The organism is Methylocystis sp. ATCC 49242, from assembly GCF_000188155.2.
Taxonomy (GTDB): domain Bacteria; phylum Pseudomonadota; class Alphaproteobacteria; order Rhizobiales; family Beijerinckiaceae; genus Methylocystis.
On sequence record NZ_KE124774.1, the window covers coordinates 4,293,807 to 4,316,162 of the forward strand.

Annotated in this window: 26 protein-coding genes; 13 read left to right on the forward strand and 13 right to left on the reverse strand. The window is 64.7% G+C overall.

Features of this window, described 5'->3' with window-relative positions:
- Positions 1–94 precede the first annotated feature (94 nt).
- From ftsY to MET49242_RS22955, 7 genes are all read left to right on the forward strand, one after another.
- Positions 95–1,156: a signal recognition particle-docking protein FtsY gene (gene ftsY, locus MET49242_RS22925; protein WP_036286472.1), complete on the forward strand. Its 1,062-nt coding sequence runs from the start codon at positions 95–97 to the stop codon at positions 1,154–1,156.
- Positions 1,157–1,161: 5 nt separating this feature from the next.
- A complete protein-coding gene (locus tag MET49242_RS22930; protein WP_036286474.1) occupies positions 1,162–1,788 on the forward strand; it encodes a septation protein A in 627 nt (208 codons plus the stop codon).
- A gap of 134 nt (positions 1,789–1,922) precedes the next feature.
- Positions 1,923–2,351, forward strand: a complete 429-nt coding sequence (locus MET49242_RS22935; RefSeq protein ID WP_036286476.1) for a hypothetical protein — start codon at positions 1,923–1,925, stop codon at positions 2,349–2,351.
- 215 nt (positions 2,352–2,566) lie between these two features.
- Positions 2,567–3,313: a L,D-transpeptidase gene (locus MET49242_RS22940; protein ID WP_036289328.1), complete on the forward strand. Its 747-nt coding sequence runs from the start codon at positions 2,567–2,569 to the stop codon at positions 3,311–3,313.
- A gap of 67 nt (positions 3,314–3,380) precedes the next feature.
- On the forward strand, positions 3,381–3,524 hold the full coding sequence (locus MET49242_RS22945; RefSeq protein ID WP_036286478.1) for a hypothetical protein: 144 nt from the start codon (positions 3,381–3,383) through the stop codon (positions 3,522–3,524).
- 10 nt (positions 3,525–3,534) lie between these two features.
- The gene (locus MET49242_RS22950; RefSeq protein ID WP_036286480.1) at positions 3,535–4,485 is read left to right on the forward strand and encodes a tyrosine recombinase; all 951 of its coding nucleotides are present in this window, start codon (positions 3,535–3,537) and stop codon (positions 4,483–4,485) included.
- Positions 4,486–4,845: 360 nt separating this feature from the next.
- The gene (locus tag MET49242_RS22955) at positions 4,846–5,433 is read left to right on the forward strand and encodes a polymer-forming cytoskeletal protein (protein WP_036286482.1); all 588 of its coding nucleotides are present in this window, start codon (positions 4,846–4,848) and stop codon (positions 5,431–5,433) included.
- A 140-nt stretch (positions 5,434–5,573) separates the two neighbouring features.
- Here MET49242_RS22955 and MET49242_RS22960 read toward each other — a convergent pair whose 3' ends face one another.
- The 12 genes from MET49242_RS22960 to MET49242_RS23015 form a co-directional block, all read right to left on the reverse strand.
- Complete coding sequence (locus MET49242_RS22960; protein ID WP_036286484.1) at positions 5,574–5,873, reverse strand: hypothetical protein; 300 nt, start codon at positions 5,871–5,873, stop codon at positions 5,574–5,576.
- A gap of 168 nt (positions 5,874–6,041) precedes the next feature.
- Positions 6,042–7,208, reverse strand: a complete 1,167-nt coding sequence (hemW, locus tag MET49242_RS22965) for a radical SAM family heme chaperone HemW (RefSeq protein ID WP_036286486.1) — start codon at positions 7,206–7,208, stop codon at positions 6,042–6,044.
- Between the two features lie 56 nt (positions 7,209–7,264).
- The gene (locus MET49242_RS22970) at positions 7,265–7,576 is read right to left on the reverse strand and encodes a (2Fe-2S) ferredoxin domain-containing protein (protein ID WP_051134433.1); all 312 of its coding nucleotides are present in this window, start codon (positions 7,574–7,576) and stop codon (positions 7,265–7,267) included.
- Positions 7,573–7,872, reverse strand: coding sequence for a type II toxin-antitoxin system RelE/ParE family toxin (locus MET49242_RS22975; protein WP_036286489.1), 300 nt, complete (start codon positions 7,870–7,872; stop codon positions 7,573–7,575). The genes MET49242_RS22970 and MET49242_RS22975 overlap by 4 nt, the downstream gene beginning before the upstream one ends.
- A complete protein-coding gene (locus MET49242_RS22980; protein WP_036286492.1) occupies positions 7,869–8,114 on the reverse strand; it encodes a type II toxin-antitoxin system ParD family antitoxin in 246 nt (81 codons plus the stop codon). The genes MET49242_RS22975 and MET49242_RS22980 overlap by 4 nt, the downstream gene beginning before the upstream one ends.
- 49 nt (positions 8,115–8,163) lie before the next feature.
- A complete protein-coding gene (gyrB, locus tag MET49242_RS22985) occupies positions 8,164–10,596 on the reverse strand; it encodes a DNA topoisomerase (ATP-hydrolyzing) subunit B (RefSeq protein WP_036289332.1) in 2,433 nt (810 codons plus the stop codon).
- Between the two features lie 230 nt (positions 10,597–10,826).
- Complete coding sequence (locus tag MET49242_RS22990) at positions 10,827–12,245, reverse strand: hypothetical protein (protein ID WP_036286509.1); 1,419 nt, start codon at positions 12,243–12,245, stop codon at positions 10,827–10,829.
- 93 nt (positions 12,246–12,338) lie between these two features.
- Positions 12,339–12,944 (reverse strand): glutathione S-transferase family protein, encoded by a 606-nt coding sequence (locus MET49242_RS22995; protein ID WP_036289334.1) that lies wholly within the window; start codon positions 12,942–12,944, stop codon positions 12,339–12,341.
- 50 nt (positions 12,945–12,994) lie between these two features.
- The gene (gene recQ / locus MET49242_RS23000) at positions 12,995–14,794 is read right to left on the reverse strand and encodes a DNA helicase RecQ (RefSeq protein ID WP_036286512.1); all 1,800 of its coding nucleotides are present in this window, start codon (positions 14,792–14,794) and stop codon (positions 12,995–12,997) included.
- 50 nt (positions 14,795–14,844) lie between these two features.
- Positions 14,845–15,060 carry a hypothetical protein gene (locus MET49242_RS23005; RefSeq protein WP_144259781.1) on the reverse strand — a complete coding sequence of 72 codons (216 nt, stop codon included), beginning with the start codon at positions 15,058–15,060 and terminating at the stop codon, positions 14,845–14,847.
- A 57-nt stretch (positions 15,061–15,117) separates the two neighbouring features.
- The gene (gene recF, locus MET49242_RS23010) at positions 15,118–16,248 is read right to left on the reverse strand and encodes a DNA replication/repair protein RecF (RefSeq protein WP_036289336.1); all 1,131 of its coding nucleotides are present in this window, start codon (positions 16,246–16,248) and stop codon (positions 15,118–15,120) included.
- Between the two features lie 41 nt (positions 16,249–16,289).
- The gene (locus MET49242_RS23015; protein WP_036286523.1) at positions 16,290–16,829 is read right to left on the reverse strand and encodes a DUF3124 domain-containing protein; all 540 of its coding nucleotides are present in this window, start codon (positions 16,827–16,829) and stop codon (positions 16,290–16,292) included.
- A gap of 91 nt (positions 16,830–16,920) precedes the next feature.
- Between MET49242_RS23015 and MET49242_RS23020 the strand changes: the two genes are divergently transcribed.
- The 6 genes from MET49242_RS23020 to rpsT all read left to right on the forward strand — a co-directional run bounded on the left by MET49242_RS23020 (position 16,921) and on the right by rpsT (position 22,125).
- Positions 16,921–18,663, forward strand: a complete 1,743-nt coding sequence (locus tag MET49242_RS23020) for a cation:proton antiporter (protein ID WP_036289337.1) — start codon at positions 16,921–16,923, stop codon at positions 18,661–18,663.
- A 72-nt stretch (positions 18,664–18,735) separates the two neighbouring features.
- On the forward strand, positions 18,736–20,016 hold the full coding sequence (gene coaBC / locus MET49242_RS23025; RefSeq protein WP_192815611.1) for a bifunctional phosphopantothenoylcysteine decarboxylase/phosphopantothenate--cysteine ligase CoaBC: 1,281 nt from the start codon (positions 18,736–18,738) through the stop codon (positions 20,014–20,016).
- Complete coding sequence (dut, locus tag MET49242_RS23030; RefSeq protein ID WP_036286527.1) at positions 20,013–20,480, forward strand: dUTP diphosphatase; 468 nt, start codon at positions 20,013–20,015, stop codon at positions 20,478–20,480. The genes coaBC and dut overlap by 4 nt, the downstream gene beginning before the upstream one ends.
- Entirely contained in the window at positions 20,477–20,920 is a 444-nt protein-coding gene (locus tag MET49242_RS23035) for an Rrf2 family transcriptional regulator (protein ID WP_036286529.1), read from the forward strand. Before dut ends, MET49242_RS23035 begins: the two co-directional genes overlap by 4 nt.
- 35 nt (positions 20,921–20,955) lie before the next feature.
- A complete protein-coding gene (locus tag MET49242_RS23040) occupies positions 20,956–21,729 on the forward strand; it encodes an enoyl-CoA hydratase (RefSeq protein WP_036289338.1) in 774 nt (257 codons plus the stop codon).
- Between the two features lie 123 nt (positions 21,730–21,852).
- On the forward strand, positions 21,853–22,125 hold the full coding sequence (gene rpsT / locus MET49242_RS23045) for a 30S ribosomal protein S20 (protein WP_036286531.1): 273 nt from the start codon (positions 21,853–21,855) through the stop codon (positions 22,123–22,125).
- A 21-nt stretch (positions 22,126–22,146) separates the two neighbouring features.
- On the opposite strand, the gene MET49242_RS25935 is transcribed toward rpsT, so the two are convergent.
- Positions 22,147–22,356: hypothetical protein (locus MET49242_RS25935; RefSeq protein WP_210162341.1), on the reverse strand; the 210-nt coding region annotated here is incomplete at its 5' end.

Genomic DNA, 22,356 nt, shown 5'->3' on the forward strand with positions numbered 1-22,356 from the left:
AATTTTCAAGACTGACGGAATGATTTGACTTTCTCCAACTTCACTGGCCCTTCGGCCATGATTAGTGTAGGCATTGCCGCCAATTGAGGGACGCATGAGCACGGACGCAGACGGGTCGAAAAAGCGCGGCATGTTCTCGCGCCTGTTCGGAAAAAACGAAAAGACGCAGGCGGAGCCGCAAATTGCCGAGGCGCCGGAGGAGCCCAAGCGCTCCTGGTGGTCGCGACTGACGGGCGGTCTGGCGCGCACGTCGCAGGCGATTTCCCAAGGCGTCGCCGACATTTTCACCAAGCGCAAGCTCGACGCGCTGACGCTCGAAGAGCTGGAGGACGTGCTCTTGCGCGCCGACCTTGGCGTCGGCGCGGCGATGCGCATCACCAAGGCCGTCGGCAAGGCGCGCTACGAAAAGGACATCGAGCCCGACGAGGTGCGCGCCATCCTCGCCCGCGAGGTCGAGGCCGTGCTGGAGCCAGTGGCTGTTCCCTTCGAGATCGACGAGAGCAAAAAGCCTTTCATCGTGCTGGTCGTCGGCGTCAATGGTTCCGGCAAGACCACCACCATCGCCAAGCTTGCCTCCAAGTGGACGGGTGAGGGCAAGAAGGTCGTGCTCGCGGCCGGCGACACTTTCCGCGCCGCCGCCGTCGAGCAGCTGCGGATCTGGGGCGCGCGGCTCGATGCGGAGGTCGTCGCGGGCAATGAAGGCGCGGACGCCGCCGGACTCGCCTTCGACGCCATCAAGCGCGCGGGTGAAAGCGGCGCCGACATCATGCTGATGGACACCGCCGGGCGCCTTCAGAACCGCGCCGAGCTGATGGCCGAGCTGGAAAAAATCGTGCGGGTGATGAAAAAGGCCGAGCCCGAGGCGCCTCATGCGGTGCTGCTGGTGCTCGACGCCACCGTCGGCCAGAATGCGATGCAGCAGGTCGAGGTCTTTCAGCGCATGGCGGGCGTCACCGGCCTCGTGATGACCAAGCTTGACGGCACGGCGCGCGGCGGCATTCTCGTCGCCATCGCGGAGGCTTATGGCCTCCCGATCCACTTCATCGGCGTAGGCGAGGGACAGGACGATCTTGAACCCTTCACGGCCCGCGATTTCGCGCGCGCCATCGCCGGCCTCGAGGAAAGCGAAACGCCAGAGGCGGCTTCGGAAAGCTGAACGACATGACTCAGGACACTGCGACCAAGCCCAAGACGGATCTGTCCACGGGCCCCAAGAAGCGTTTGAGCCCGTGGGCCAAGCTCCTACTCGAGCTCGGGCCGCTCGTGCTGTTCTTCGTGGCGAACAGCAAATACGGCATTTTCGCCGCGACGGGCGTGCTGATGGCCGGCGTCGTCCTCACGCTCGTCGTGTCCTGGGCGGTGACAAAACATCTGCCGGCGATGCCGGTCGTGACGGCGATTCTCGTGCTGGTTTTCGGATCGCTGACCTATTTCCTGCACGACGAAACCTTCATCAAGCTGAAGGTGACGATCCTCTATTCGCTGTTCGGCGCTGGCCTCATCGGCGCGCTTTACTTCGGAAAACTCCTCTTGCCGATCGTCTTCGATCTCGCGATCCATATTGACGACGCGGGCTGGCGCAAGCTCACCTGGCGCTGGGGCCTGTTCTTCTTCTTTCTTGCCGGCCTCAACGAAGTCGTGCGCCGCGTGGTGTCGACCGACGACTGGGTGAACTTCAAGGTCTTCGGCATTCTGCCCCTCACGATCCTGTTCGCGATCGCGCAGGCGCCGCTCATCATGCGCCACGAGATTCCCGCGGAGGAAGAGGATACGGAGACGCATTTCTGACCGGGGAGAGCGAGAGCGTCGCGAGTTAGTGAAGCTTCAACTATGCCGTGGTGTATACAATTTACTATATTTATTCATCACGTAGCCTGAATTTCGTTGTGCGCGGAGCTGCGCGCGAATTCAGGGGGAGGCCGATGTCCGACACTTTCTTTTCAAGTCATACTCATCACCATGACGATGAACACCACGCCCCGGAGGAAGGCTATCCCATTCCGCTGGGGCCCAAAGTCGCGCTGATCCTCAACATCAACGCCGCCATATGGGCGGCGGCGGTGACGGTGATCGTGACGGTGACGCGGCGCGAAAACAATATCGAGCAGATCGCGTCACTCTCGAATCTCATTCTTTGCTTTCTCGTCGGCGTCGTGATCGCCATACTCTCCTGCGGATGCGACCGCGCGGCGCGCAACATGTACCGGCGGGAAGCGTCGCGAAAGAAAGCGTGGTTCGGCGTCGCGGAGATTTGCGACATATCCGCCGTCGGCGTGCTGGCGGCGGCCTTTGCGATCTTCGCCTGGGGCGTCTGGTCGATCGTCATGCTGGCCGCAATGGCGTATCGCTGACGGCGCCTTGGGCCGTCGGGCCATTCCCGGCGCGCGCACGATTTGTTGACCATGAATATTTGGCTGGCGATAACCAGGAAAAGCAGGCTTTAGCGAAGCAATAACCACAGCTTATGCTTAGCATTTACGGTAAAAATCGATCGATTATCATGTAAACCATCGTCCCTTGCGCCGTAGGCTCCATGCTTCCGGCGCGCGCTCAACGGTTTCGCGTCATGTCCCGCAAATCGATATTATTGCGTCTCGTTCCGGCCTTCTCCGCGACGGCCCTGTCGCTCGCGCTCTCCTCCGCGGCGCAGGCCAATCCCTACGCCCTGTCCGCCGCGCCGCCCTATCCGTCGAATTATTATGCGCCGCAGCCGCAAAGCGCGCTCGGCGGGGGGCTGATCGAGGCCCTGGTCGGCGAGGCTTCCGGGCCGCATGTGCGCTATGCCGCGCCGCCGGCCGCCCATCCTTACGCCACGCAGACGCGCGTCGCCGCCTATGCGCCGCAGCCGATGGACATGCAGCGTGAAATGGATCCCGACTATCTGCGCGCCGAAGTCGATTACCAGGGCCCCGAATCGCCCGGCACCATCGTCGTCGACACGCCGCGCAAGCATCTCTATCTCGTGCAGGGTCGCGGCCGCGCCATCCGCTACGGGATTGGCGTGGGCCGGCCAGGCTTCGAGTGGTCGGGCGTCAAGACGATCAGCCGCAAGGCCGAGTGGCCGGACTGGACGCCGCCCGCCGAAATGCTGGCGCGCCGGCCCGATCTGCCGCGCCACATGGACGGCGGTCCGGCCAATCCGCTCGGCGCCCGCGCGCTGTATCTGGGCTCCTCGCTCTATCGCATCCACGGCACCAATGAGCCGCACACGATCGGCCAGAACGTGTCGTCGGGCTGTATCCGCATGATGAACGACGACGTCGTGGATCTCTACAACCGGGTCGGCGTCGGAACGCGGGTGGTGGTGCGGTAGGGCTCGCGGTTGCAATCGACGCCGCTTCGGGCGATAGCTTGAACTGGATTTACCGGGGCGAGTCGAATTGCCGAGTCTCATCCGCTTTCTTGTCATTGTCGGCGCGATCGTCGCGATCGTTTACGGCGCCATGGTCGCGATCGTTTCCTACGTGACGCCGCAGCCGCGTGAGATGACCTACACGATACCCGCGCAGCGCCTGAACAAGTGAGAGAAGGGCGATGAGCGGACGCGCGGAGCGCCAGCTCGACGCCTTTCTCGACATGCTCGCTGCCGAGCGCGGCGCCGCGCAAAACACGCAGGACGCCTATCGCCGCGACCTTGCCGATTACATCGACTTCCTGCGCGGGCAGGGGACCAACCCCGACGATGTGACCAGCGATGGCGTGCGCGCCTATCTCGCCTCGCTGGAGCCGCGCGGCATGTCGGCGGCGACCGTAGCGCGGCGGATTTCGGCGATCCGGCAGTTTCACAAATTCCTTTATGTCGACCGGCATCGCGGCGACGACCCCGCCGCCGCGCTGGAAGGCCCGCGCCGTGTCCGCAGCGCGCCGGGCGTGATGTCGGTTGCGGAAGTCGACCGGCTGCTTTCCGTCGCGCGCGAGGGGCTCGACGACGAGAAGCGCCCGCTGCGGGAGCGGCTGCGCGCGGCGCGGCTCTATGCTTTGCTCGAAACGCTTTATGCGACGGGGCTGCGCGTTTCAGAACTCGTGTCGCTCCCGAAAAGCGCCGCGCGGGCGCGCGATCCGTTCATCACGATTCGCGGAAAGGGCGGGCGCGAGCGACTTGCGCCGCTGACCGACCGCGCCAAAAGCGCGCTCGCTGATTACCGCAAGCTGTTGGACGCCACTGCGCCGGGACTGGCGGAGGGACCTTTCCTCTTCCCTGCCGACAGTGACAGCGGCCATCTGACCCGTCAGGCCTTCGCGCGCGATCTGAAAATGCTGGGGGTCGTCGCCGGTCTTTCAGCGGCGCAGGTCCATCCCCATGCGCTGCGTCACGCCTTCGCGAGCCATCTCCTGCAAAACGGGGCGGATCTGCGCGTCGTGCAGGAGCTTCTGGGCCACGCCGACATTTCGACGACCCAGATTTACACGCATGTGCTCGATGAGCGCATGCGCGCGATGGTGCGCGACCTGCACCCGCTGTCAGATTCGGGCGACGAATCTTGAGTCGAAAGTGTTTGTCGACTCTGTACAAGCATTAGGTGAACTATCAAAGTATAAAATTGAATCCAACGTGTTAGCCGGTCGGGCAAACGTCTGCGACGTCACGCGTCGTCCGCGCTCTCTATATGGTTAAGTAATTGAAAAAAATACATTCATGCCGGCATGATGCGCGCGCTCATTTTAGTACACAAGCATAGCGGGAGTATTCCGTCCCCCACCGCTTTTTCCACTGTCTAATACACTGGAATGTCTACGTAATTTACCTTGAGCGCGGCCTTTGATTTTTTTAATTGCTGCCATGAATATGCTAGTATAGTCTTTAGACTGGTTGTATCCGTTATGTAACGGGAATAGGGGCGTCTAATGACGATTAACACAAATTCCGGATTCAGGCCGGATCAGGAAAATGTCGCCTATATTGGCGCCGGAGTTACGCTCAAGGGCGAAATCTCTGTGCCTGATCTTATTGTTATTGATGGCACTGTCGAGGGCGACATTACCGCCCGCGTCGTCTGCGTCGGCCAGTCCGGCGTCGTTCGGGGCAATATCAGCGCCACCGAGGCTGACATCAGCGGCTGGGTCACCGACCATGTCGAGATCAAGCAACATCTGATCGTTCGCGCGACCGGCCGGGTCGAGGGCCGCGTCATGTATGGCGAAATCGAGCTGGAGAAGGGCGCCGTCGTCACCGGCGACCTTTCGGCGACCGACGATTATCGAGCCGTCGCCAAGGCCTCGTCAGCGAAGATCGCGGCTCCCGAGCGTAGCCTCGAGCCGCCCGCGCCGGTCGCGAGACCCTCTGGCTCGTCGATCGACCGGCTGAACGAAGCCGTGCGCTTCGCCAAGGGCGGAAGCGTCAAGAGCGCCGGTCTCTACCTCGCCTCCGACGCCGACGGTATGAAACGCGGCAATTCCCGTTCGCCGCTGTCCGGCCGGAAGGCGAACGCCTGAATCGCTCCCCTCGCGCATGCGCGAGGGGAATGGATTTGCATCCGCCGCGCAAAGCGCGGGGCCGCTGTTTTTCTCGTTCAGCCGGGAGGCGCCTCCACGCCTGTTTATTTCCCGGCCCGGCAGATCGTCGCCGGTCGGCTCTATCCGACGAAGCGCTTCTTGATGACGTTGTAAAGCAGGGTGACGATGGCGCCGGTGACGCCGCCGCCGACCGCCTGGCCGAGCAACACGCCGATGTCGAAACCTCCGCCGCCGGACGCCGCGCTCGCGAGCGACGGAATGATGGCGCTCAACAACTGGCCGCCGAGTCCGCCGCCAAGCGCGCCGCTGATCAGATTGCCGAGCGCATTGGTCTCGTCGGTTTTCGTCAGCTTGCCGGCAGCCTTGCCGCCCATTGCGCCGGCGACCGCCTGAACAAGAATATCCGTCAGAAGGGACATATTGAACGCTCCAGAAAATTGCTGCGCTGGCGCAGCCATATGAAAGCGCGGCCGGGGCCGCATCTGGATAAGCGCTCTGGCTACGACTTGGTTCCCGCCGATCTATACATTTATCGTGTTATACGCAGCGAATCGCCTTGAAATCGCGGCTCCGCCAAACGCCGGCCATCAGGCGGCGAGATCCGCCACCACGGCGTCGAGCACCGGAAAGCCTTCCGAACTCACGCGCAGCCGGTTCTCGCGCGTAACTTCCACGAGCCCGTCGCCGATCAGTTCGCTGATGCGCGACTGCGAGAGTTTTTTGCCGGTGAGCAGGAAATAGCGCTGCGGGTCGATGCCTTCGCGCAGACGCAGGCCCATCAGCAGGAACTCGTCGCCTTCCTGCTCGGCGTTCAGCAACTCGTCCTCGACGAGGCCGTGGCCTTCCGTCTCCACGCAGGTGAGCCACATCTCGGGATGCCGCTCCGTCGCCTGCGCGCGGCGGCCGCGCGTGGTCACGATCCGCCCATGCGCGCCGGGGCCGACGCCGGCGTATTCGCCATAGCGCCAGTAGACGAGATTGTGCCGGCACTCCGCGCCGGGGCGCGCGTGGTTCGACACTTCATAGGACGGCAGGCCATGGCGGGCGGTGACTTCCTGCGTCACGTCCCACAGAGCGCGCTGTGTGTCGACGTCGGGGACCGTCATCTTGCCCGTATTGACCATGCGTTCGAATAGGGTGTCGGGCTCGATGGTGAGCTGGTAGAGCGACACATGTTCCGGCGCGCGGGCGAGCGCAAGGTCGAGCTCCTTGCGCCAGGCGGCGGGCGTCTGGCCCGTCCGGCCGTATATGAGGTCGAAGGAGGTGCGGTCGAAGACCGAATTGGCGATGTCGAGCGCCATCAGCGCCTCGGCGACCGAATGTTGGCGCCCGAGGCCCTTGAGGTCAATGTCGTTGAGCGCCTGAATCCCCAGCGAGACACGATTGATTCCCGCCGCCTTGAAGCCCTTGAAACGCGACGCCTCCACGCTGGTCGGATTGGCTTCGAGCGTGATCTCTACGTCTCTCGCCATGGTCCAGTGGCTGGCGATCTGCGAGAGAATCGCCTCGACGGTCGAGGGCGACATCAGCGAGGGCGTGCCGCCGCCGAAAAACACGGAGCGCACCTCGCGCCCCGGCGCGAGACTCGCGCGATGGGCGAGCTCCACGGCGAAGGCTTCGACGAAGCGGTCTTCGTCGACGTCGCCACGGCGGACGTGGCTGTTGAAATCGCAATAAGGGCATTTCGACAGGCAGAACGGCCAGTGCACGTAAACGCCGAAGCCAGGGTCGAAAGCATTCCGAATCGTCGCCATGTTCCCTTATCGCATGAAATGGCGGAAAACGCAGGAGTCGCGCGGGAGCGTGGGGATCATGCGCCGCCCGGCTCCAGCCCGTTTCCCGGGGCGGACCTCAGCGTATCGCGGATGGTCTGCATCAGGTCGTCGACGTCCGGCCCGGAAAAGGCGTCGCCCGAGGGCTCGACGCGCACGACCGGATCGCGCGTGCAGAGACGCAGACATTCGCGCGTCGAAATTTTCAGCCGGCCTTCTGCGAGCGCGTCGGGGAACGCGGCGCGAGCGGCTTCTTGCACGTCAGCCAGCAAGGCGCGCCCGCGGCCTTTCGCGTCGCAGTTGGGGCCGACGCAGACGAGGAGGCGGACGGATTGTGGCCCCGGACTCATTCCGTTGGAAACAGAAGGGCGTCATAATCCCGCGCGCCACGCAGGATCTGGAGGATTTCGACCGTATTTGCAGTCACGCGATCGAAGACGAGGAAATTGCCATGGACCATCCGGCGCACACCCGTCGCTTCATCGCGCGGCGCGAGGGATAAGCGCCTCGGCATGTCGGCGAGCCGTTCACACCGCCTCCGCAAAGCTTGGACGAAGGCCAACGCCTGCGCCGGACTTTCGGACGCAATGAAATCTCCGATCGCTTCCAGATCCGTCTCGGCTTCCCTCGCGAAAACAACTTTCACACTACGCTCGTTGTCCGATACTTGCGTTCGAGCCGGTCGAACACGTCGGACGCCGGCGAAACTCGCCCCGCTTCGGTGTCGGCCAAGCCCCTTCCAATTGCGGCGTCGAGCCCCTCGAGCTTTCGCTCGCGCTCTTCGAGCAGACGCACGCCCTCGCGAAGGATTTCGTCTTTCGAGGCGTAACGGCCCGAGGCGATCAAACGTTCGACGGCTTCTTCGAGTTCTCCGAGAGCGTGTGTCATATTTCGTTCCTCGCCAGACCCGCGGCGATCATACCCTGTCGCTGGTCGCTCACACATCCAGATTCGCGACGCTCAGCGCATTCTCCTGGATGAACTCGCGGCGTGGCTCCACCACGTCGCCCATCAGCTTCACGAAAATGTCGTCGGCCTCGGCGGCCTCCTTCACCTTCACCTGCAACAGCGAGCGCGCCTCGCGGTCGAGGGTCGTCTCCCAGAGCTGCTCGGCGTTCATTTCGCCCAGACCCTTGTAACGCTGGATGGTGAGGCCCTTGCGGCCGATCTGGTTCATCGCCTCGTAAAGCGCGATGGGACCCGAGAGCGGCGCCTCGTCGCCGCGGCGGATCAGCGTCGCGGGCGCGGAGAAGACGTCGCGCAGGCTTTCGGCGCGTTCATGCAGCTTGCGAGCTTCGCTCGAATTCAGCATCGCCGCGTCGAGGATCACCGCCTGCGTCACGCCGCGCAGCGTGCGCTTGAAGACGTAACCGCCCTCGCGCGGTTCGCCCGTCCAGCCGCGCTCGGTCTCCTCTGCGATGGCGTCGAGCCGACGCGCGACTTCCTGAGCGAGGCGATCGGCCTCGCCGTTCTCGCCATGCGGCGCCAGAGCGCCGGCCATCGCCGCCTGCTCCACGACATGGCGATCGTAGCGCGAATGCAGGCTCGCCATCACGGTTCGGAAGGCACGCGCGTCCTCCAGCACCTTGCGCAGATCGGCGCCGGCGCGATCTTCCGATCCCGTGCGCAACACCGCGCCGTCGAGCAGGCTGTCGATGAGATAATCCTCCAGCGCGCGCTCGTCCTTGAGATATTGCGTCGACTTGCCCTTCGTGACCTTGTAGAGCGGCGCCTGCGCGATGAACACATGGCCGCGCTCGATCAGCTCCGGCATCTGCCGGTAGAAGAAGGTCAGGATCAGCGTGCGGATGTGGGCGCCGTCGACGTCCGCGTCGGTCATGATGATGATCTTGTGATAACGCAGCTTGTCGGCGTTGAATTCGTCGCGCCCGACGCCCGTGCCGAGCGCCGTGATCAGCGTGCCGATCTGCTCCGACGAGAGCATCTTGTCGAAACGCGCGCGCTCGACGTTCAGGATCTTGCCGCGCAGGGGCAGCACGGCCTGGAAGGCGCGGTCGCGGCCCTGCTTCGCGGTGCCGCCGGCCGAGTCGCCCTCGACGATGAAGAGTTCGGACTTGGCCGGATCGCGCTCCTGGCAGTCGGCGAGCTTGCCGGGCAGATTCGCGACGTCGAGCGCGCCCTTGCGCCGCGTGAGTTCGCGCGCCTTGCGCGCCGCCTCGCGCGCGGCCGCCGCCTCGACGACCTTGGAGACGATGTTCTTCGCTTCGGCCGGATGCTCCTCGAGCCATTGGCCGAGAATTTCATTCATGACATTCTCGACGGCCGGACGCACCTCCGACGAGACGAGCTTGTCCTTCGTCTGCGACGAGAACTTCGGGTCCGGCACTTTCACGGACAGCACGCAGGTCAGGCCCTCGCGGCAGTCGTCGCCCGAGAGATCGACCTTCTCGCGCTTGGTCAGGCCCGACGAGTCGGCATAGCCCGTAATCTGGCGCGTCAGCGCGGCGCGGAAGCCCGCGAGATGGGTGCCGCCGTCCCGCTGCGGAATGTTGTTCGTGAAGGCCAGCACATTCTCGTGGTAGCTGTCGTTCCACCACAGCGCGACTTCGACGCTGATGTGGTCGCGTTTGCCGTTGACGAGAATCGGCGCCGAAATCAGCGGCGACTTGGCGCGGTCGAGCCAGCGCACGAAAGCCTCCAGCCCGCCTTCGTAGAATAGCTCCTCCCGCTTGACTTCGGCGTGGCGCGCGTCGGTGAGGACGATGCGCACGCCGGAATTGAGGAAGGCGAGTTCGCGCAGTCGGTGCTCGATCGTCGCATAGTCGAATTCGACCATGGTGAAGGTCGCGGTGGAGGGCAGGAAGGTCACTTCCGTGCCGCGCTTGGGCTTCCCGTCCTCGATCGGCGCGTCGCCGACGATGGCGAGCTTCGTGACGGCGTCGCCATTGGCGAATTCCATCGCGTGCTCTTTGCCGTTGCGCCAGATGCGCAGCTTCAGCCACACGGAGAGCGCATTGACGACCGAGACGCCGACGCCGTGCAGGCCGCCGGAAACCTTGTAGGAATTCTGGTCGAACTTACCGCCGGCGTGGAGCTGCGTCATGATGACTTCGGCCGCCGACACGCCCTCCTCGGGGTGGATGTCGGTCGGAATGCCGCGGCCATTGTCGGTGACGGAGCAGGAGCCGTCGGCGTTGAGCGTGACCGTGACGCGCGTGGCGTGGCCGGCGAGCGCCTCGTCGATGGCGTTGTCGACGACCTCATAGACCATGTGATGCAGGCCGGTGCCGTCATCGGTGTCGCCGATATACATGCCAGGACGCTTGCGCACGGCGTCCAGCCCGCGCAGCACCTTGATGGATTCGGCGCCATATTCGGCCGGGTCGACGTTCTTCTCGTTCTCGCTCATTTCGCTCGGTTTTCCGGGAGCCTTCGGCCCCATGATTCGTAAAGGCCATTCTAGCCCGGATCACCCGGCGATTGCACGGAAAGAACAATGTTCTCCCCCTCGTGCGAGGGGCGGAGTCACGATGGTTTCACCCACGCGCGCCGTCCCGGGACGGCGCAACGTCCGCGCCCGTCAGCGTCGCGCGCAGGCGCAGGGGGCGAAAAGCGGATGAACGCTGTTTTCCGGATCGCTCAATGCGACAGGGAAATGATAGCCGGCGCTCCGGTCGAGCCGGTCACAATTGCTCCCGTCATCGATCTCCCCGGCAGCCTGGCCGGGCGCGACGGGCCAATCTCGACCGCGCCGGTATACGCCACCGCATGTCCGCCCAGAGTCGCGCCCCTCAGAGTGACAAGGTAGGTTCCTTCGAGAAAGGCGCTGCCGTCGGCGCGTTTCAAATAGCTGTAGCCGGAGCTAATGTATTGGCCGTAATTTGCGGCGACCGTCACTCGGCCGGTTCCCGGCTCTGTCAGCTCGACGCTGGAGAGCATTATCGGGTCGCTGAAAACATGGCTGAGGATCAGATAATCCGCCTGGCCGGCGGCGGGCGCCCATTGATAGGCGCGCCGTATCGCGCCCTGGGGCGCGAAATAGCTGTTCTTGATGAGGAGCCTGTCGCCTGTCTGGATATCCGAGCGCGGATAGGCGACCGCCGCGAGAGACTGGGTGGTGGCGAAGCTCTTGTATGACCAATACGCCATGCCCGGAGGCGCAATCGAGCCGGCCGACGCCGGCGGCCAGCTCGTGCCGAAACTGTTCTGTATCAGGAGGGCTCCCGTCCGACCGGGGACGCCGACCTTGTCGTCATAGCCGACGACCAATTGCCCATGGCCGGAGTTCGGCACGATATTTGTTTCGTAGATCACGCCGTTCCTGAACTTCACCTTTTTACCGTAACCGCAAAGGACCCTGCCCGAAAAAGCAACGGCTTGCCTGTTCGCGACATATTGTTTGATCCGCTCTATCGCGTTTGCGTCGCCCTTTATCTTGATCGTCGCGTAGCTGCCAATTCGGAAGCGCCGCATGTCGGGATAGCTATTCGGAAAATCCGCCTGATACTGGATTGCGTCCAGATAGGAGCAATAGGGCCTGTAAGGCACGCCCTGCCGCGTGGGCGCGCCATTGGAAACCAGCTGAGCGAGATAACCGAGCGCCAGAGAGCCTTGGGGACAGCTCTTGCCTTCCTGCTTGTGCGCCAGAGCATAAAGAAAGGCCGCGCTGACGGAATTCTGCGGGAACTTGGGATCCCATTTCAACGAGCCGTTCGCGTTGCGCGCCGCCGTATAGGAGCCGAGGCCATAGCCGAATGACTGCGCCTCGCAGCTGCCGGGCGATCCGGGCTGCGTCAGCGTTCCCTGCTGGGCGACGGCCGGCAGATTTCGGAGAAATGATTTCTCGGGAAGGATCGGCGCGAGCGGAGGATCGAGCAAAGCCGCCGGCGGCAGCGCCTGCACGGCCTTGTTGAACTCGGTGGAGTCGAGGAGCGATCCGAATTGCGCCGAAGACTCGCACAGGGGGACGACTTCAGCTCGGGACCCGGCGGCGAACAGAAGGGCGAAACAGGAAGCGCAGGTAAAAGCCAGTGAGCGATAGCCTGTGGATTTTCTCATGATCTCGCCCCGCGAAGAAAATCGAGTTAACGAACCTGCCCCTGAAAAAGTTGCGACTTTTCTTCCCTTTTGGCAAGCAAGACCTGATTTTCGCTAACGATAGCCTTCCTCCGCGAGCACCTGCCTTACGGCGGGGCGCGTTTTCATGCGCTGGTAATGGGCGCGACAATTGGGCTGCAACGTCATGCCGATCTTGTCCGCCCAGAATTCGACATAGAAAAGCGCCGCGTCGGCGATGGAGAAGTCGCCCGCGACATAGGCGCGCCCGGCGAGTTCGGCGTTGACGGCCTCGAATGCGCTCTCGGCTATCGCGCGCCCTTCCGTGATGATTTCCTCGCGCGCGGCGCCATAGCGCTCGGGCGTGAAGACGCGGCGAAATCCTTCGCCGTGGATATGTCGCGTGCAGAATTCGAGCATCGCCAGCGCTTCCTGCGCGAGCGAGGGATCTTCGGGGAGCAGTTTGCGGCGCGGATGGCTTTTCGCCAGCCATGTCGCGATGCTGACGAAATCGGTCAGAACCAGCCCGTCGTCGCAAACCAGCGTCGGAATGGTTCCATTCGGATTGATCGCGAGATATTCCGGCGTCAAATGATCGCCGCGCGGCAGATTGAGCACATGGGCCTCGAAAACGAGGCCGATCTCCTCGAGCAGGATATGGATGCCGGTCGAGCAGGAGCCCGGCGTCATGTAGAATTTCATTTGCGGCGCCTTTCGGTTGCGGGCCTGTTGCAACCGGGGCGCCAGGGCGTTCAACGTAACGCTTCTTCCAGCGCCTCGAGGAAAGCGTCGCCATAGCGCGCAAGCTTGCGCTCGCCCACGCCATGCACCGACAACAGATCGTCGAGCGTCGCGGGGCGCTTCTCCGCCATGTCGATCAGCGTGCGGTCGGCGAAGATGACATAGGCGGGCACGCCTTCCTCATGCGCGAGCTCGAGCCGCTTGCGCTTCAGCGCGGCCAATATTTTGTCGCTCGCCTCGTCGAGGCGCGGGGCCTCCTTGCGCATGCGTCCGCGCGGCGAGAGTGGATCGCTGCGCAACATGATCTTCTCGCGACCGAGAAGAATGTCTTCGCCTTTTTCTGTCAGCGCGAAGCCGCCATGTTCCGCGCTCGCCGCGCGCAAGGCGCCGGCGGCGAAGAGCTGACGCAGGATCGAGGCCCACGCCTGTTTCGAATGTTCCTTGCCGACGCCGAAGGTCTTGATCGCATCATGTCCGTGACGCCGCACGGCTTCCGTCGCTTCGCCCGTCAGAACATCCGCAAGATGTCCGGCGCCGAAGCGCTGTCCGGTGCGATAGACGGCGGAGAGCGCCTTTTGCGCGGGGATCACGCCGTCGAAAACGGCGATTTTCCCGAGGCACACGTCACAGCGTCCGCAAGGCGCGGCTTCCTCCGCGAAATAGGCGAGGAGAGTCTGGCGCCGGCATGTCGGCGTTTCGCAAAGCATGGCGAGCGCGGAAAAGCGGTTGTGCTCGATGCGGCGGCGCTCCTCGCCGACTTCCTTTTCGTCGATGCGCCGGCGCCGAAACGCCATGTCGTCGAGGCTGTAGAGCGTCAACGTATCGGCGGGCAGTCCGTCGCGGCCGGCGCGGCCGATCTCCTGATAGTAGGATTCAACTGACGACGGCATGTCGGCGTGCGCCACGAAGCGGACGTCCGGCTTGTTGACGCCCATGCCGAAGGCGATCGTCGCCACCGCAATGATTCCGTCTTCCTGCAGAAAGCGATCCTGATTGCGATTGCGCGTCTCCTGATCGAGCCCCGCATGATAGGCGAGCGCGTCGTGCCCCTGATCGATGAAATAGGCGGCGAGGTCCTCCGTGCGCTGGCGCGAAGAGCAATAGACGATGCCGCTCTCGCCCTTGTGACTTTCGAGAAAGCGCGACAATTGCCGTCGCGGCTGATCCTTCAGCGCGAAGTTCAAAGCAATATTCGGCCGATCGAAGCTGTGCAGAAATATCTGCGGTTTCGCCTGAAACAGACGCTGCGCGATATCGTCGCGCGTCGCGGCGTCGGCGGTGGCGGTGAGGCCGATCACCTGCACATTTCCCAGCGCCTCCGCGGCGCGGCCGATCTCGCGATATTCGGGACGGAAATCATGGCCCCATTCGGAGACGCAATGCGCTTCGTCGATGGCGAGTCGGCGCGGCGCCGCGCGGCGAAGCTCGGCGATGAGCCCGTCCATCAGCAGACGTTCGGGGGAGACGAACAAAAGCCGAAGATCGCCCTCGCGCATCGCGCGGCGCGCCTCGTCGTTTTCTTCCGTCGTGTTCGTGGAATTGAGCGTCGCGGCCGAAACGCCCAGCCCCCGCATCTGCCGCACCTGATCGCGCATGAGCGCGATGAGCGGTGAGACCACGACGGTCAGGCCCTGCTCGATGATCGCGGGAAGCTGATAGCACATCGACTTGCCGCTGCCCGTCGGCATGATCGCGAGCACGGGGCCGCCATCGAGCACGGCGGCGATGATCTCGGCCTGTCCGGGACGGAAGTCATCGTAACCGAAGACGGATTTCAGCAGCGCGCGCGCCTGCGGGGGAAGGGAGGGCATGGCGCTCGATAGCATGGGCGGCGGCGCCAGGGCGAATGCGCGGCCGGCGTCTAGCCAAGCAGCCTGTGAATAATCCAGCCCGCGAGGAGCGCCATCGACGTCGTGAAGACGGCCATTCCCGCCCAGACGGAAAATCCGGTGACGGCGCCGCCCTCCTTGAAGGTGTTGCGCAGGGATTTTCCAAGGATGACCCAAGGGGCCATGATTCCAATGATAATCGCGATCCAGTGCCAGCCCATCGACGCCCCCGATTTTGCCGGTCGCATATCATATCGCGCAGAACCGCGTCGATCATGACGCAACCGCTATTGCGTAATCCGTGATCAGACCCGCTCGATTCGGCCAGGCGTCACCTGCAACATCTCCGCGCGCCCTTGCAGCGACGCAAACAGCAGCGGGTCCGCGCCCGTCATCCACACCTGACCGCCGAGCGATTCGAGCTCGTCGAACAGCGCCTCGCGCCGCTTCACGTCGAAATGCGCGGCGACCTCGTCGAGCAGCAGAAGCGGGGCCTTTCGCGTCATGGCCGTGACGAGGCGGGCGTGAGCGAGCGTGAGGCCCATCAGCAGCGCTTTCTGTTCGCCGGTTGAGCAGTCGCGCGCGGCCTCGTTCTTGGGGCCGTGGCGCACGGCGAGGTCGCTGGTCTGCGGGCCGGTGAGCGTGCGGCCGGCGGCGGCGTCGCGACGGCGCGTCGCGGCCAGCATTTCACGAAAGCGATCCTCGACGGCGAGCGCGGGCGCTTCCGCCAGCATGGTCTCTATCTCGCCCTGTATGGCGATTTCCGCCCATGGGAAGGGGCTTTCGCCCCCGCTCGCGATGAGAGCAGAGAGTCGCGAGACGGTCTCGCGCCGCGCGGCCGCCGCCGCCACGCCGATTGAGGCGATTTCCTGTTCCGCGGCGTCCAGCCAGCGGCGGTCGGAGACGCCTTCCTCCAGCAGCCGGTTGCGGTTGCGAAGCGCGCGTTCGAGCCTGTTGACACGTGCGCCGTGATCGGCGTCGACGCCGAGCGCGAGACGGTCGAGAAAGCGTCGCCGTTCCCCCGCCGGTCCGGCGAAAAGACCGTCCATCGCGGGCGTGAGCCATAGCACGCGGATATGGTCCGCAAAGGCGCGCGCGGAGCCGATCGGCGCCCGGTCGATACGAAAACGTCTCTCGCCGTCTTCCGTCAGCCCATGGCCGAGCTGCGTCGTGACGCCGCCAATTTCGATCTCGATCGAAACCGCAAAACCGCCTGCGCCGTCCCGACGCGCGCATTCGGCGAGCTCGGCGCGGCGAAGGCCGCGGCCGGGAGAGAACATCGACAGCGCTTCGAGCACATTGGTCTTGCCGGCGCCGTTCTCGCCCGAGAGCGCGACCAGCCGCGCCTCGATGTCGCAGCGCGCCTGCGCATAAGAGCGAAAGTCGGAAAGCGTCAGCCGCCGCACGAGCGGCGCGGGGGGAGCGGCGCGGGTCATTGCGTCCGCTTTGCCACGACCGGCCGGCCGGGGCCAGCAGATCATTGGGGGCGCGAAACCTTCCGTCCAGCGGAGAGGAAGCTGAAGCTGTGCGTGCCGACGAAGGACGCCATGACCGCCTCGATGACGGGATCGTCCGCGCCGTCGGGCGTGGACCAGTCGATGGTGAAGCTTGCGCCCGTGCCGCCGCGCACGTCGTCCTGCGCAATGACCACTTGCAGCGAGCCGTAGGGCTTCAGATAGATCGGATCGGACAGGTAGTTTTCAATCAGTTCGCCCGAGCCGTTGCGGTATTCGATCTTCTCGACCGCGAGGACATTCGTGGCCGAGGTGTTGTGGATCGACAACGCCCCCGAGAAATTGAGGCGCGTGACGCCCCCCTGGCCGATGAGCGTCGAGTGCAGCGGCACGAAGGTGCGCCCGCGACTGGCCATTTTCTGCGCCGGCGCGGGAGCCGTGGCGTCGGGACTGACGATGACGGGCTGGGGCGCCGGCTGACGCGCCTGCGCGGGGCCGGGCGCAGGGAGCGCCAGGGCGACAAGGCCGAGCGCGAGAATTCGCAGCCATAGGCTCGCCGACATTGCGCGCACCGTCTGTTTTGAACTAAGGCGTATGGACGCCGGACGGCGACCCCGCAAACATTATCACCTTGTTGCGAAAGGTCTAAACGAAATGTCGTTCGCCACCGCGGAATTTCGGGAAGCCGTGGTTTTCCTAGGCGCCGCGGGCCTGGTGGTGCCGGCGATCAAACGTTTGAACGTCAGCCCTCCGCTCGGCTTTCTCCTGATCGGGCTGCTCGTCAGCCCCTATGGCCTGGGGCGCCTCGCGGAGACGCACCCCTGGCTGGAGGCGCTGGTGATCGAGGACCAGAAGGCGGTTCACTTCGCCGCCGATTTTGGCGTGGTCTTTCTTCTGTTCATGATCGGTCTCGAACTGTCGCTCGAACGGTTGCGGTCGATGTGGCGCCTCGTCTTTCTCCTCGGCGGCGCGCAGGTGCTGATCTCGGCTGTCGTCATCGCGACAATCGCGGTCTTTTTCGGTTTCCGCTTCGACATCGCGGTCGTTTTCGGATGCGCCCTGTCGCTTTCCTCGACCGCCATCATCATGCATCTTCTGACCGAAAGCGGCCGGCTGGGAACATCCGTCGGGCAGACCAGTTTCGGCATCCTGCTGTTTCAGGATCTCGCCGTGGTGCCGATCCTGTTCGTGGTGGGGGCCTTCGCTCTCGACACCGGCGCGGTCGTCGCCGAGATGGTCTCCGCCGTCGGCAAGGCTGTCCTCGTTATCTGCCTGATCCTCGGGCTCGGCCGACTCGTCGCGCGGCCCCTGTTCAGGACTGTCGCGAGCACGGGAAGCCGCGAGCTTTTTCTGGCCGTCGTCCTTCTCACGATAATCGGCGCCGCGGTGGCGACGGAGGCCGCGGGGCTGTCGGCGGCGCTCGGCGCTTTTCTGGCGGGGCTGCTTCTCGCGGACACCGAATACCACCACCGCATCGCAATCGACATCGAGCCGTTCAAGGGACTCCTGCTCGGCGTGTTCTTCGTCTCCGTCGGCCTGAGCATCGACCTCGCGGAGATCGTCGCGGAGCCGGCGCGGATATTGACGGCGGCCTTCGGCCTGATCGTCGTCAAGGCGCTCATCGTTTATGCGCTCGCCCGCCTCGCGGGAAAAGAGTCCAGCGTCGCTCTGGAGATCGCGATGCTCCTCGGCCCGGGCGGCGAGTTCGCTTTCGTCGTCGCCGACATGTCCTTGACGACCGGCGTCTTCTACGAGGACACGGCGCAGTTCATGCTGATCATCGTCAGCATCACCATGGCGATGGCTCCCTTGCTGGCCATGGCCGCGCGGCGGCTCGTCGCCTATTTCGGCGCGTCCGGAGTGGCGACAGAAACATTCGCCGATTACCCGGACCAGATTTCCGGCCATGTCATCGTCGTCGGCTATGGACGCGTGGGGCAGGAGATCGGTCAGCTGCTCGACAGCCAGAGGATCCCGCATGTCGCTATCGACCTGGACGCGCTCCGGGTCGCGGCGCTGCGCGAGGCGGGGCTGGCGATCTATCACGGCGACGCGCGACAATATGAAATTCTGGAGCGCCTCGGCGTGCGCAGCGCCGCCGCGCTGGTCGTCACCATGGACGATCCCAAGACCGCGCTCCAGACCGTGATCTCGGCGCATCGAGATTGGCCCAAATTGCCGATCTATGCGCGCGTGCGCGACGCCGTTCATGCGAATGCGTTTCTCGACGCCGGCGCGAAAGAGGTGATCCTGGAGGCTCGGGAGGGGGCGCTCCAGCTTGGCGAGACCGTGCTCGTCGGCGTCGGTCTGCCGGAGGACGCCGCCCGCGACCTCGTGGCGGAGCGACGCGCGATCCTCCAGATGGCGCCGCCGAACGCTGGCGCTGCCGTTCTGTAGGGCCGGCGCGACGCTTTGGCCTTGCGGGTAAAATCTGTATTCTCCCGCGCGCAGCGAGCGGGGGAGCGGCGCGTGGCGAATTCCGGTGCAACACATAGGCTTGTCGGCAAGCGCATTTTGCTCATCGTCGGCGGCGGGATCGCGGCGTACAAGTCGCTCGATCTCGTGCGGCGGCTGCGCGAGCGCGGCGCGCGCGTCCGCGTGGTGATGACCGCCGCCGCGAAAGAATTCGTCACGCCGCTCGCTTTCGTCAGCCTCACGAACGAAAAGGTTTACGACGATCTCTTTTCGTCCACCGACGAGCAGGAGATGGGCCATATCCAGCTTTCGCGCGAGGCCGATCTGATCGTCGTCGCGCCTGCGACCGCGCATCTCATCGCGCGCGCCGCGCGGGGCCTATGCGACGACCTCGCAACGACGCTGCTGCTCGCCACCGACAAGCGCGCGCTTTATGCGCCGGCGATGAATGTGCGCATGTGGCTGCATCCGGCGACGCAGCGAAACGTCGCGGCGCTGCATGCTGACGGTGCCTGGTTCGTCGGGCCGAATGCGGGCGAGATGGCCTGCGGCGAATATGGTCCCGGCCGCATGAGCGAGCCGTTGGAAATTGTCGCGGCGATTGAAGCGGCCTTGGCGCAGGAAACGCGCCTGCCTTTGCCCGAGGGCGTGACCCGGCGCGGCGCGGAAGGTCCGCTTGCGGGCCGCCATGTGATCGTCACGTCGGGCCCCACGCATGAGGCGATAGACCCCGTGCGCTATATCGCCAATCGCTCCTCCGGCAAGCAGGGCCACGCCATTGCCGGCGCGGCGGCAACCGCGGGCGCGCGCGTGACGCTTGTCTCCGGTCCGGTGCGTATCCCGGATCCACAGGGCTGCGAGACCATTCATGTCGAGAGCGCACGCGAAATGTTCGAGGCCGTGCGGAGGGCCCTGCCGGCGGATGTCTTCATCGGTGCGGCCGCGGTCGCGGACTGGCGCGTGGAGGCGGCGGCGCACAAGATCAAGAAAGAGCAGGGGGCGGCGGCGCCGGTTTTCACGCTCGTCGAAAACCCCGACATTCTCGCGAGCGTCGCGCGCGGGGAAAGCCGTCCGCGCCTCGTCGTGGGGTTTGCGGCCGAGACGCGCGACGTGATCGTCCATGCGCGCGACAAGCTTGCGCGAAAGGGCTGCGATCTCATCGTCGCCAATGACGTCGGCGAAGGGACGGGCACATTCGGCGGCGAGACCAATGAAGCGCATCTCGTGACGCGCGAGGGCGTCGAAAGCTGGCCGCGCATGGGCAAGGAGGCGGTGGCGGAACGTCTCGTCGCGCGCCTTGCCGACATTCTTTCGCAAAGCGAGGCGAAGTCATGAAAGTAACGATCCGTCGGCTCACCCATGGCGAAGGCCTGCCGACGCCCGCCTACGCCAGCGCCGGCGCCGCGGGGCTCGATCTCTACGCCGCGCTTCCGGCGGGGCAGAAGCTGGTGCTGGAGCCCGGCGCGCGCGATCTGATCCCGACCGGGATCTCCATCGCCCTGCCGCCGGCCCATGAGGCGCAATTGCGCCCGCGCTCCGGGCTTGCCGTCGAATTCGGCGTCACGGTGCTCAATTCGCCGGGCACGATCGACAGCGACTATCGCGGGGAGATCAAGGCTCTGCTGATCAATCACGGCGGTCAGCCATTCGAGATCACGCGCGGCATGCGCATCGCGCAGCTCGTCATCGCGCCCGTCTCGCATGCCACGCTCATCGAGACGACCGAGGAACTCGACGAGACGGCGCGCGGCGCCGGCGGCTTCGGCTCCACGGGATTCGGCGGAGCCGGCGAAGAATGAGGCTTCTGCCGCGTTCCGCGCGTTTCGCGCTGATGGCGGCGCTCGACGTCGCCCTGCACGCGCGCGGACGCCCGGTCCCGTCCAAAGAGCTTGCGGCGCGGCACGACCTGCCGCCGCGCCGGCTGGAGACGCTGCTGCAGGCGCTCGTTCGCGCCGGAATATTAAAGAGCGTGCGCGGCCCGGCCGGCGGTTATGAGCTGGCGCGCGAGCGGCGCCGACTTTGCGTCGGCGAAATCGTGCGCGTCGCCCTGCGCGCGGAGGAAGAGGATGAGAACCAGTCGCCGGCCCTGCTCGCCGCAGTGCTGGAGCCTGTGATCGCTCAGGCCGAGGAAAGCGCGCTGGCGCGACTCGACGAGATCACGCTCGAGGATTTGTACGCGCGCGCCATTGCGCAGGGGTTCGGCGAAAGGCGGGACGCGCGCGGCGATTTCGATATATGAAGCGCCCCGAAGCGCTCGTGAACAAGGAGGCCGGCGTGAGCTACGAGACAATAGAAACGGAGAGGCATGGACGCGTCGCCCTGGTGCGGCTCAACCGCCCGCAGGCGCTCAATGCGCTCAATGCGCAGCTCATCGCCGAGCTCGACGCCGCGCTGATGGCCTTCGACGCCGATGACGGAATTGGCTGCGTGGTGCTGACCGGCTCCGAGAAAGCCTTCGCCGCAGGCGCCGACATCAAGGAGATGAAGGACAAGTCCTTCGTCGACGCTTTCCTCGGCGACTTCCTCGGCCGCTGGGACGCCGTCGCGCGGGCCCGCAAGCCGATCATCGCCGCCGTCTCGGGATTTGCGCTGGGCGGCGGCTGCGAGCTGGCGATGATGTGCGACTTTATATTGGCGGCGGACACGGCGACCTTCGGCCAGCCGGAGATCAAGCTCGGGGTGATTCCCGGCGCCGGCGGCACCCAGCGCCTCACCCGGGCGATCGGCAAGGCCAAGGCGATGGACCTGGTGCTGACCGGCCGGATGATGGGCGCCGAGGAAGCGGAGCGGGCGGGGCTCGTCGCCCGAATCGTGCCGGCCGCCGACCTCGTCGCCGAGGCGCTGAAGGCGGGCGCGGCGATCGCCGGCATGCCCCTTCCGGCCGTGATTGCGGCCAAGGAAGCCGTGAATAAGGCCTTCGAGACGACGCTCGCGGAGGGCGTGAAATTCGAGCGCCGCCTGTTCTACGGGCTTTTCGCGACAGAAGATCAGAAGGAAGGCATGGCCGCCTTCGTGGAGAAGCGGAAGCCTTCGTTCAAGAACCGCTAGGGAACGCCATTGACGAGAGCCCCGACCCGCGCTTATAACCCGCCCGACGTGGCCGCGATTTCGCGGCCGCAACGGTTTTCGGCGCCCATCGGTCGCCCCCGCACCCTCGAGGATAGATAGAACATGGCCAATACCAGTTCGGCCAAAAAAGCCGTTCGCAAGATCGAGCGCCGCACGGCGGTCAACCGCGCCCGTCGCAGCCGCATGCGCACCTTCGTGCGCAAGGTGGAGGAGGCGCTCGCCGCCGGCGACGCGACGCTCGCCTCCGACGCTCTGCAGAACGCTGTGCCGGAAATGATGCGCGCCGCTCAAAAGGGCGTCATTCACAAGAACACGGCCTCGCGCAAAGTGTCGCGTCTGACGGCCCGGGTGAAGGCGCTGTCCGCAAAGGCATAGATCAGCGCCTGCATGAGTGGGTCATGATCTTGACGCTCGTGACGACGACAACTTCGTAATATTCAAAAGGCCCGGCTTCGCCGGGCCTTTTTGCATTCGCTGTTCACTCGATTTGAAGCGATGCACATCGATGACACAGCGATTAATTTTTTTTCGCGCAGAAATCGCGCGCACTCGAAAAGCCCCCGATTCAAGCTCTTGTAACCAAGCCGCCAGGACCGGTCCGCCTCG

Excerpts from the sequence above, each read along its gene's own strand:
- recQ (WP_036286512.1), bottom strand. The coding sequence starts at position 14,794 with ATGCCCTCCCTTCCCCCGCAGGCGCGCGCGCTGCTGAAATCCGTCTTC.
- gyrB (WP_036289332.1), bottom strand. The coding sequence starts at position 10,596 with ATGAGCGAGAACGAGAAGAACGTCGACCCGGCCGAATATGGCGCCGAA.
- MET49242_RS23005 (WP_144259781.1), bottom strand. The coding sequence starts at position 15,060 with ATGCGACCGGCAAAATCGGGGGCGTCGATGGGCTGGCACTGGATCGCG.
- MET49242_RS22955 (WP_036286482.1), top strand. The coding sequence starts at position 4,846 with ATGACGATTAACACAAATTCCGGATTCAGGCCGGATCAGGAAAATGTC.
- MET49242_RS23035 (WP_036286529.1), top strand. The coding sequence starts at position 20,477 with ATGAGGCTTCTGCCGCGTTCCGCGCGTTTCGCGCTGATGGCGGCGCTC.
- MET49242_RS22930 (WP_036286474.1), top strand. The coding sequence starts at position 1,162 with ATGACTCAGGACACTGCGACCAAGCCCAAGACGGATCTGTCCACGGGC.
- rpsT (WP_036286531.1), top strand. The coding sequence starts at position 21,853 with ATGGCCAATACCAGTTCGGCCAAAAAAGCCGTTCGCAAGATCGAGCGC.
- MET49242_RS22990 (WP_036286509.1), bottom strand. The coding sequence starts at position 12,245 with ATGAGAAAATCCACAGGCTATCGCTCACTGGCTTTTACCTGCGCTTCC.
- MET49242_RS22970 (WP_051134433.1), bottom strand. The coding sequence starts at position 7,576 with ATGAGTCCGGGGCCACAATCCGTCCGCCTCCTCGTCTGCGTCGGCCCC.
- dut (WP_036286527.1), top strand. The coding sequence starts at position 20,013 with ATGAAAGTAACGATCCGTCGGCTCACCCATGGCGAAGGCCTGCCGACG.
- MET49242_RS22940 (WP_036289328.1), top strand. The coding sequence starts at position 2,567 with ATGTCCCGCAAATCGATATTATTGCGTCTCGTTCCGGCCTTCTCCGCG.
- MET49242_RS22980 (WP_036286492.1), bottom strand. The coding sequence starts at position 8,114 with ATGACACACGCTCTCGGAGAACTCGAAGAAGCCGTCGAACGTTTGATC.
- hemW (WP_036286486.1), bottom strand. The coding sequence starts at position 7,208 with ATGGCGACGATTCGGAATGCTTTCGACCCTGGCTTCGGCGTTTACGTG.
- MET49242_RS22995 (WP_036289334.1), bottom strand. The coding sequence starts at position 12,944 with ATGAAATTCTACATGACGCCGGGCTCCTGCTCGACCGGCATCCATATC.
- MET49242_RS22950 (WP_036286480.1), top strand. The coding sequence starts at position 3,535 with ATGAGCGGACGCGCGGAGCGCCAGCTCGACGCCTTTCTCGACATGCTC.
- MET49242_RS23015 (WP_036286523.1), bottom strand. The coding sequence starts at position 16,829 with ATGTCGGCGAGCCTATGGCTGCGAATTCTCGCGCTCGGCCTTGTCGCC.
- MET49242_RS22935 (WP_036286476.1), top strand. The coding sequence starts at position 1,923 with ATGTCCGACACTTTCTTTTCAAGTCATACTCATCACCATGACGATGAA.
- recF (WP_036289336.1), bottom strand. The coding sequence starts at position 16,248 with ATGACCCGCGCCGCTCCCCCCGCGCCGCTCGTGCGGCGGCTGACGCTT.
- ftsY (WP_036286472.1), top strand. The coding sequence starts at position 95 with ATGAGCACGGACGCAGACGGGTCGAAAAAGCGCGGCATGTTCTCGCGC.
- MET49242_RS22960 (WP_036286484.1), bottom strand. The coding sequence starts at position 5,873 with ATGTCCCTTCTGACGGATATTCTTGTTCAGGCGGTCGCCGGCGCAATG.
- MET49242_RS23020 (WP_036289337.1), top strand. The coding sequence starts at position 16,921 with ATGTCGTTCGCCACCGCGGAATTTCGGGAAGCCGTGGTTTTCCTAGGC.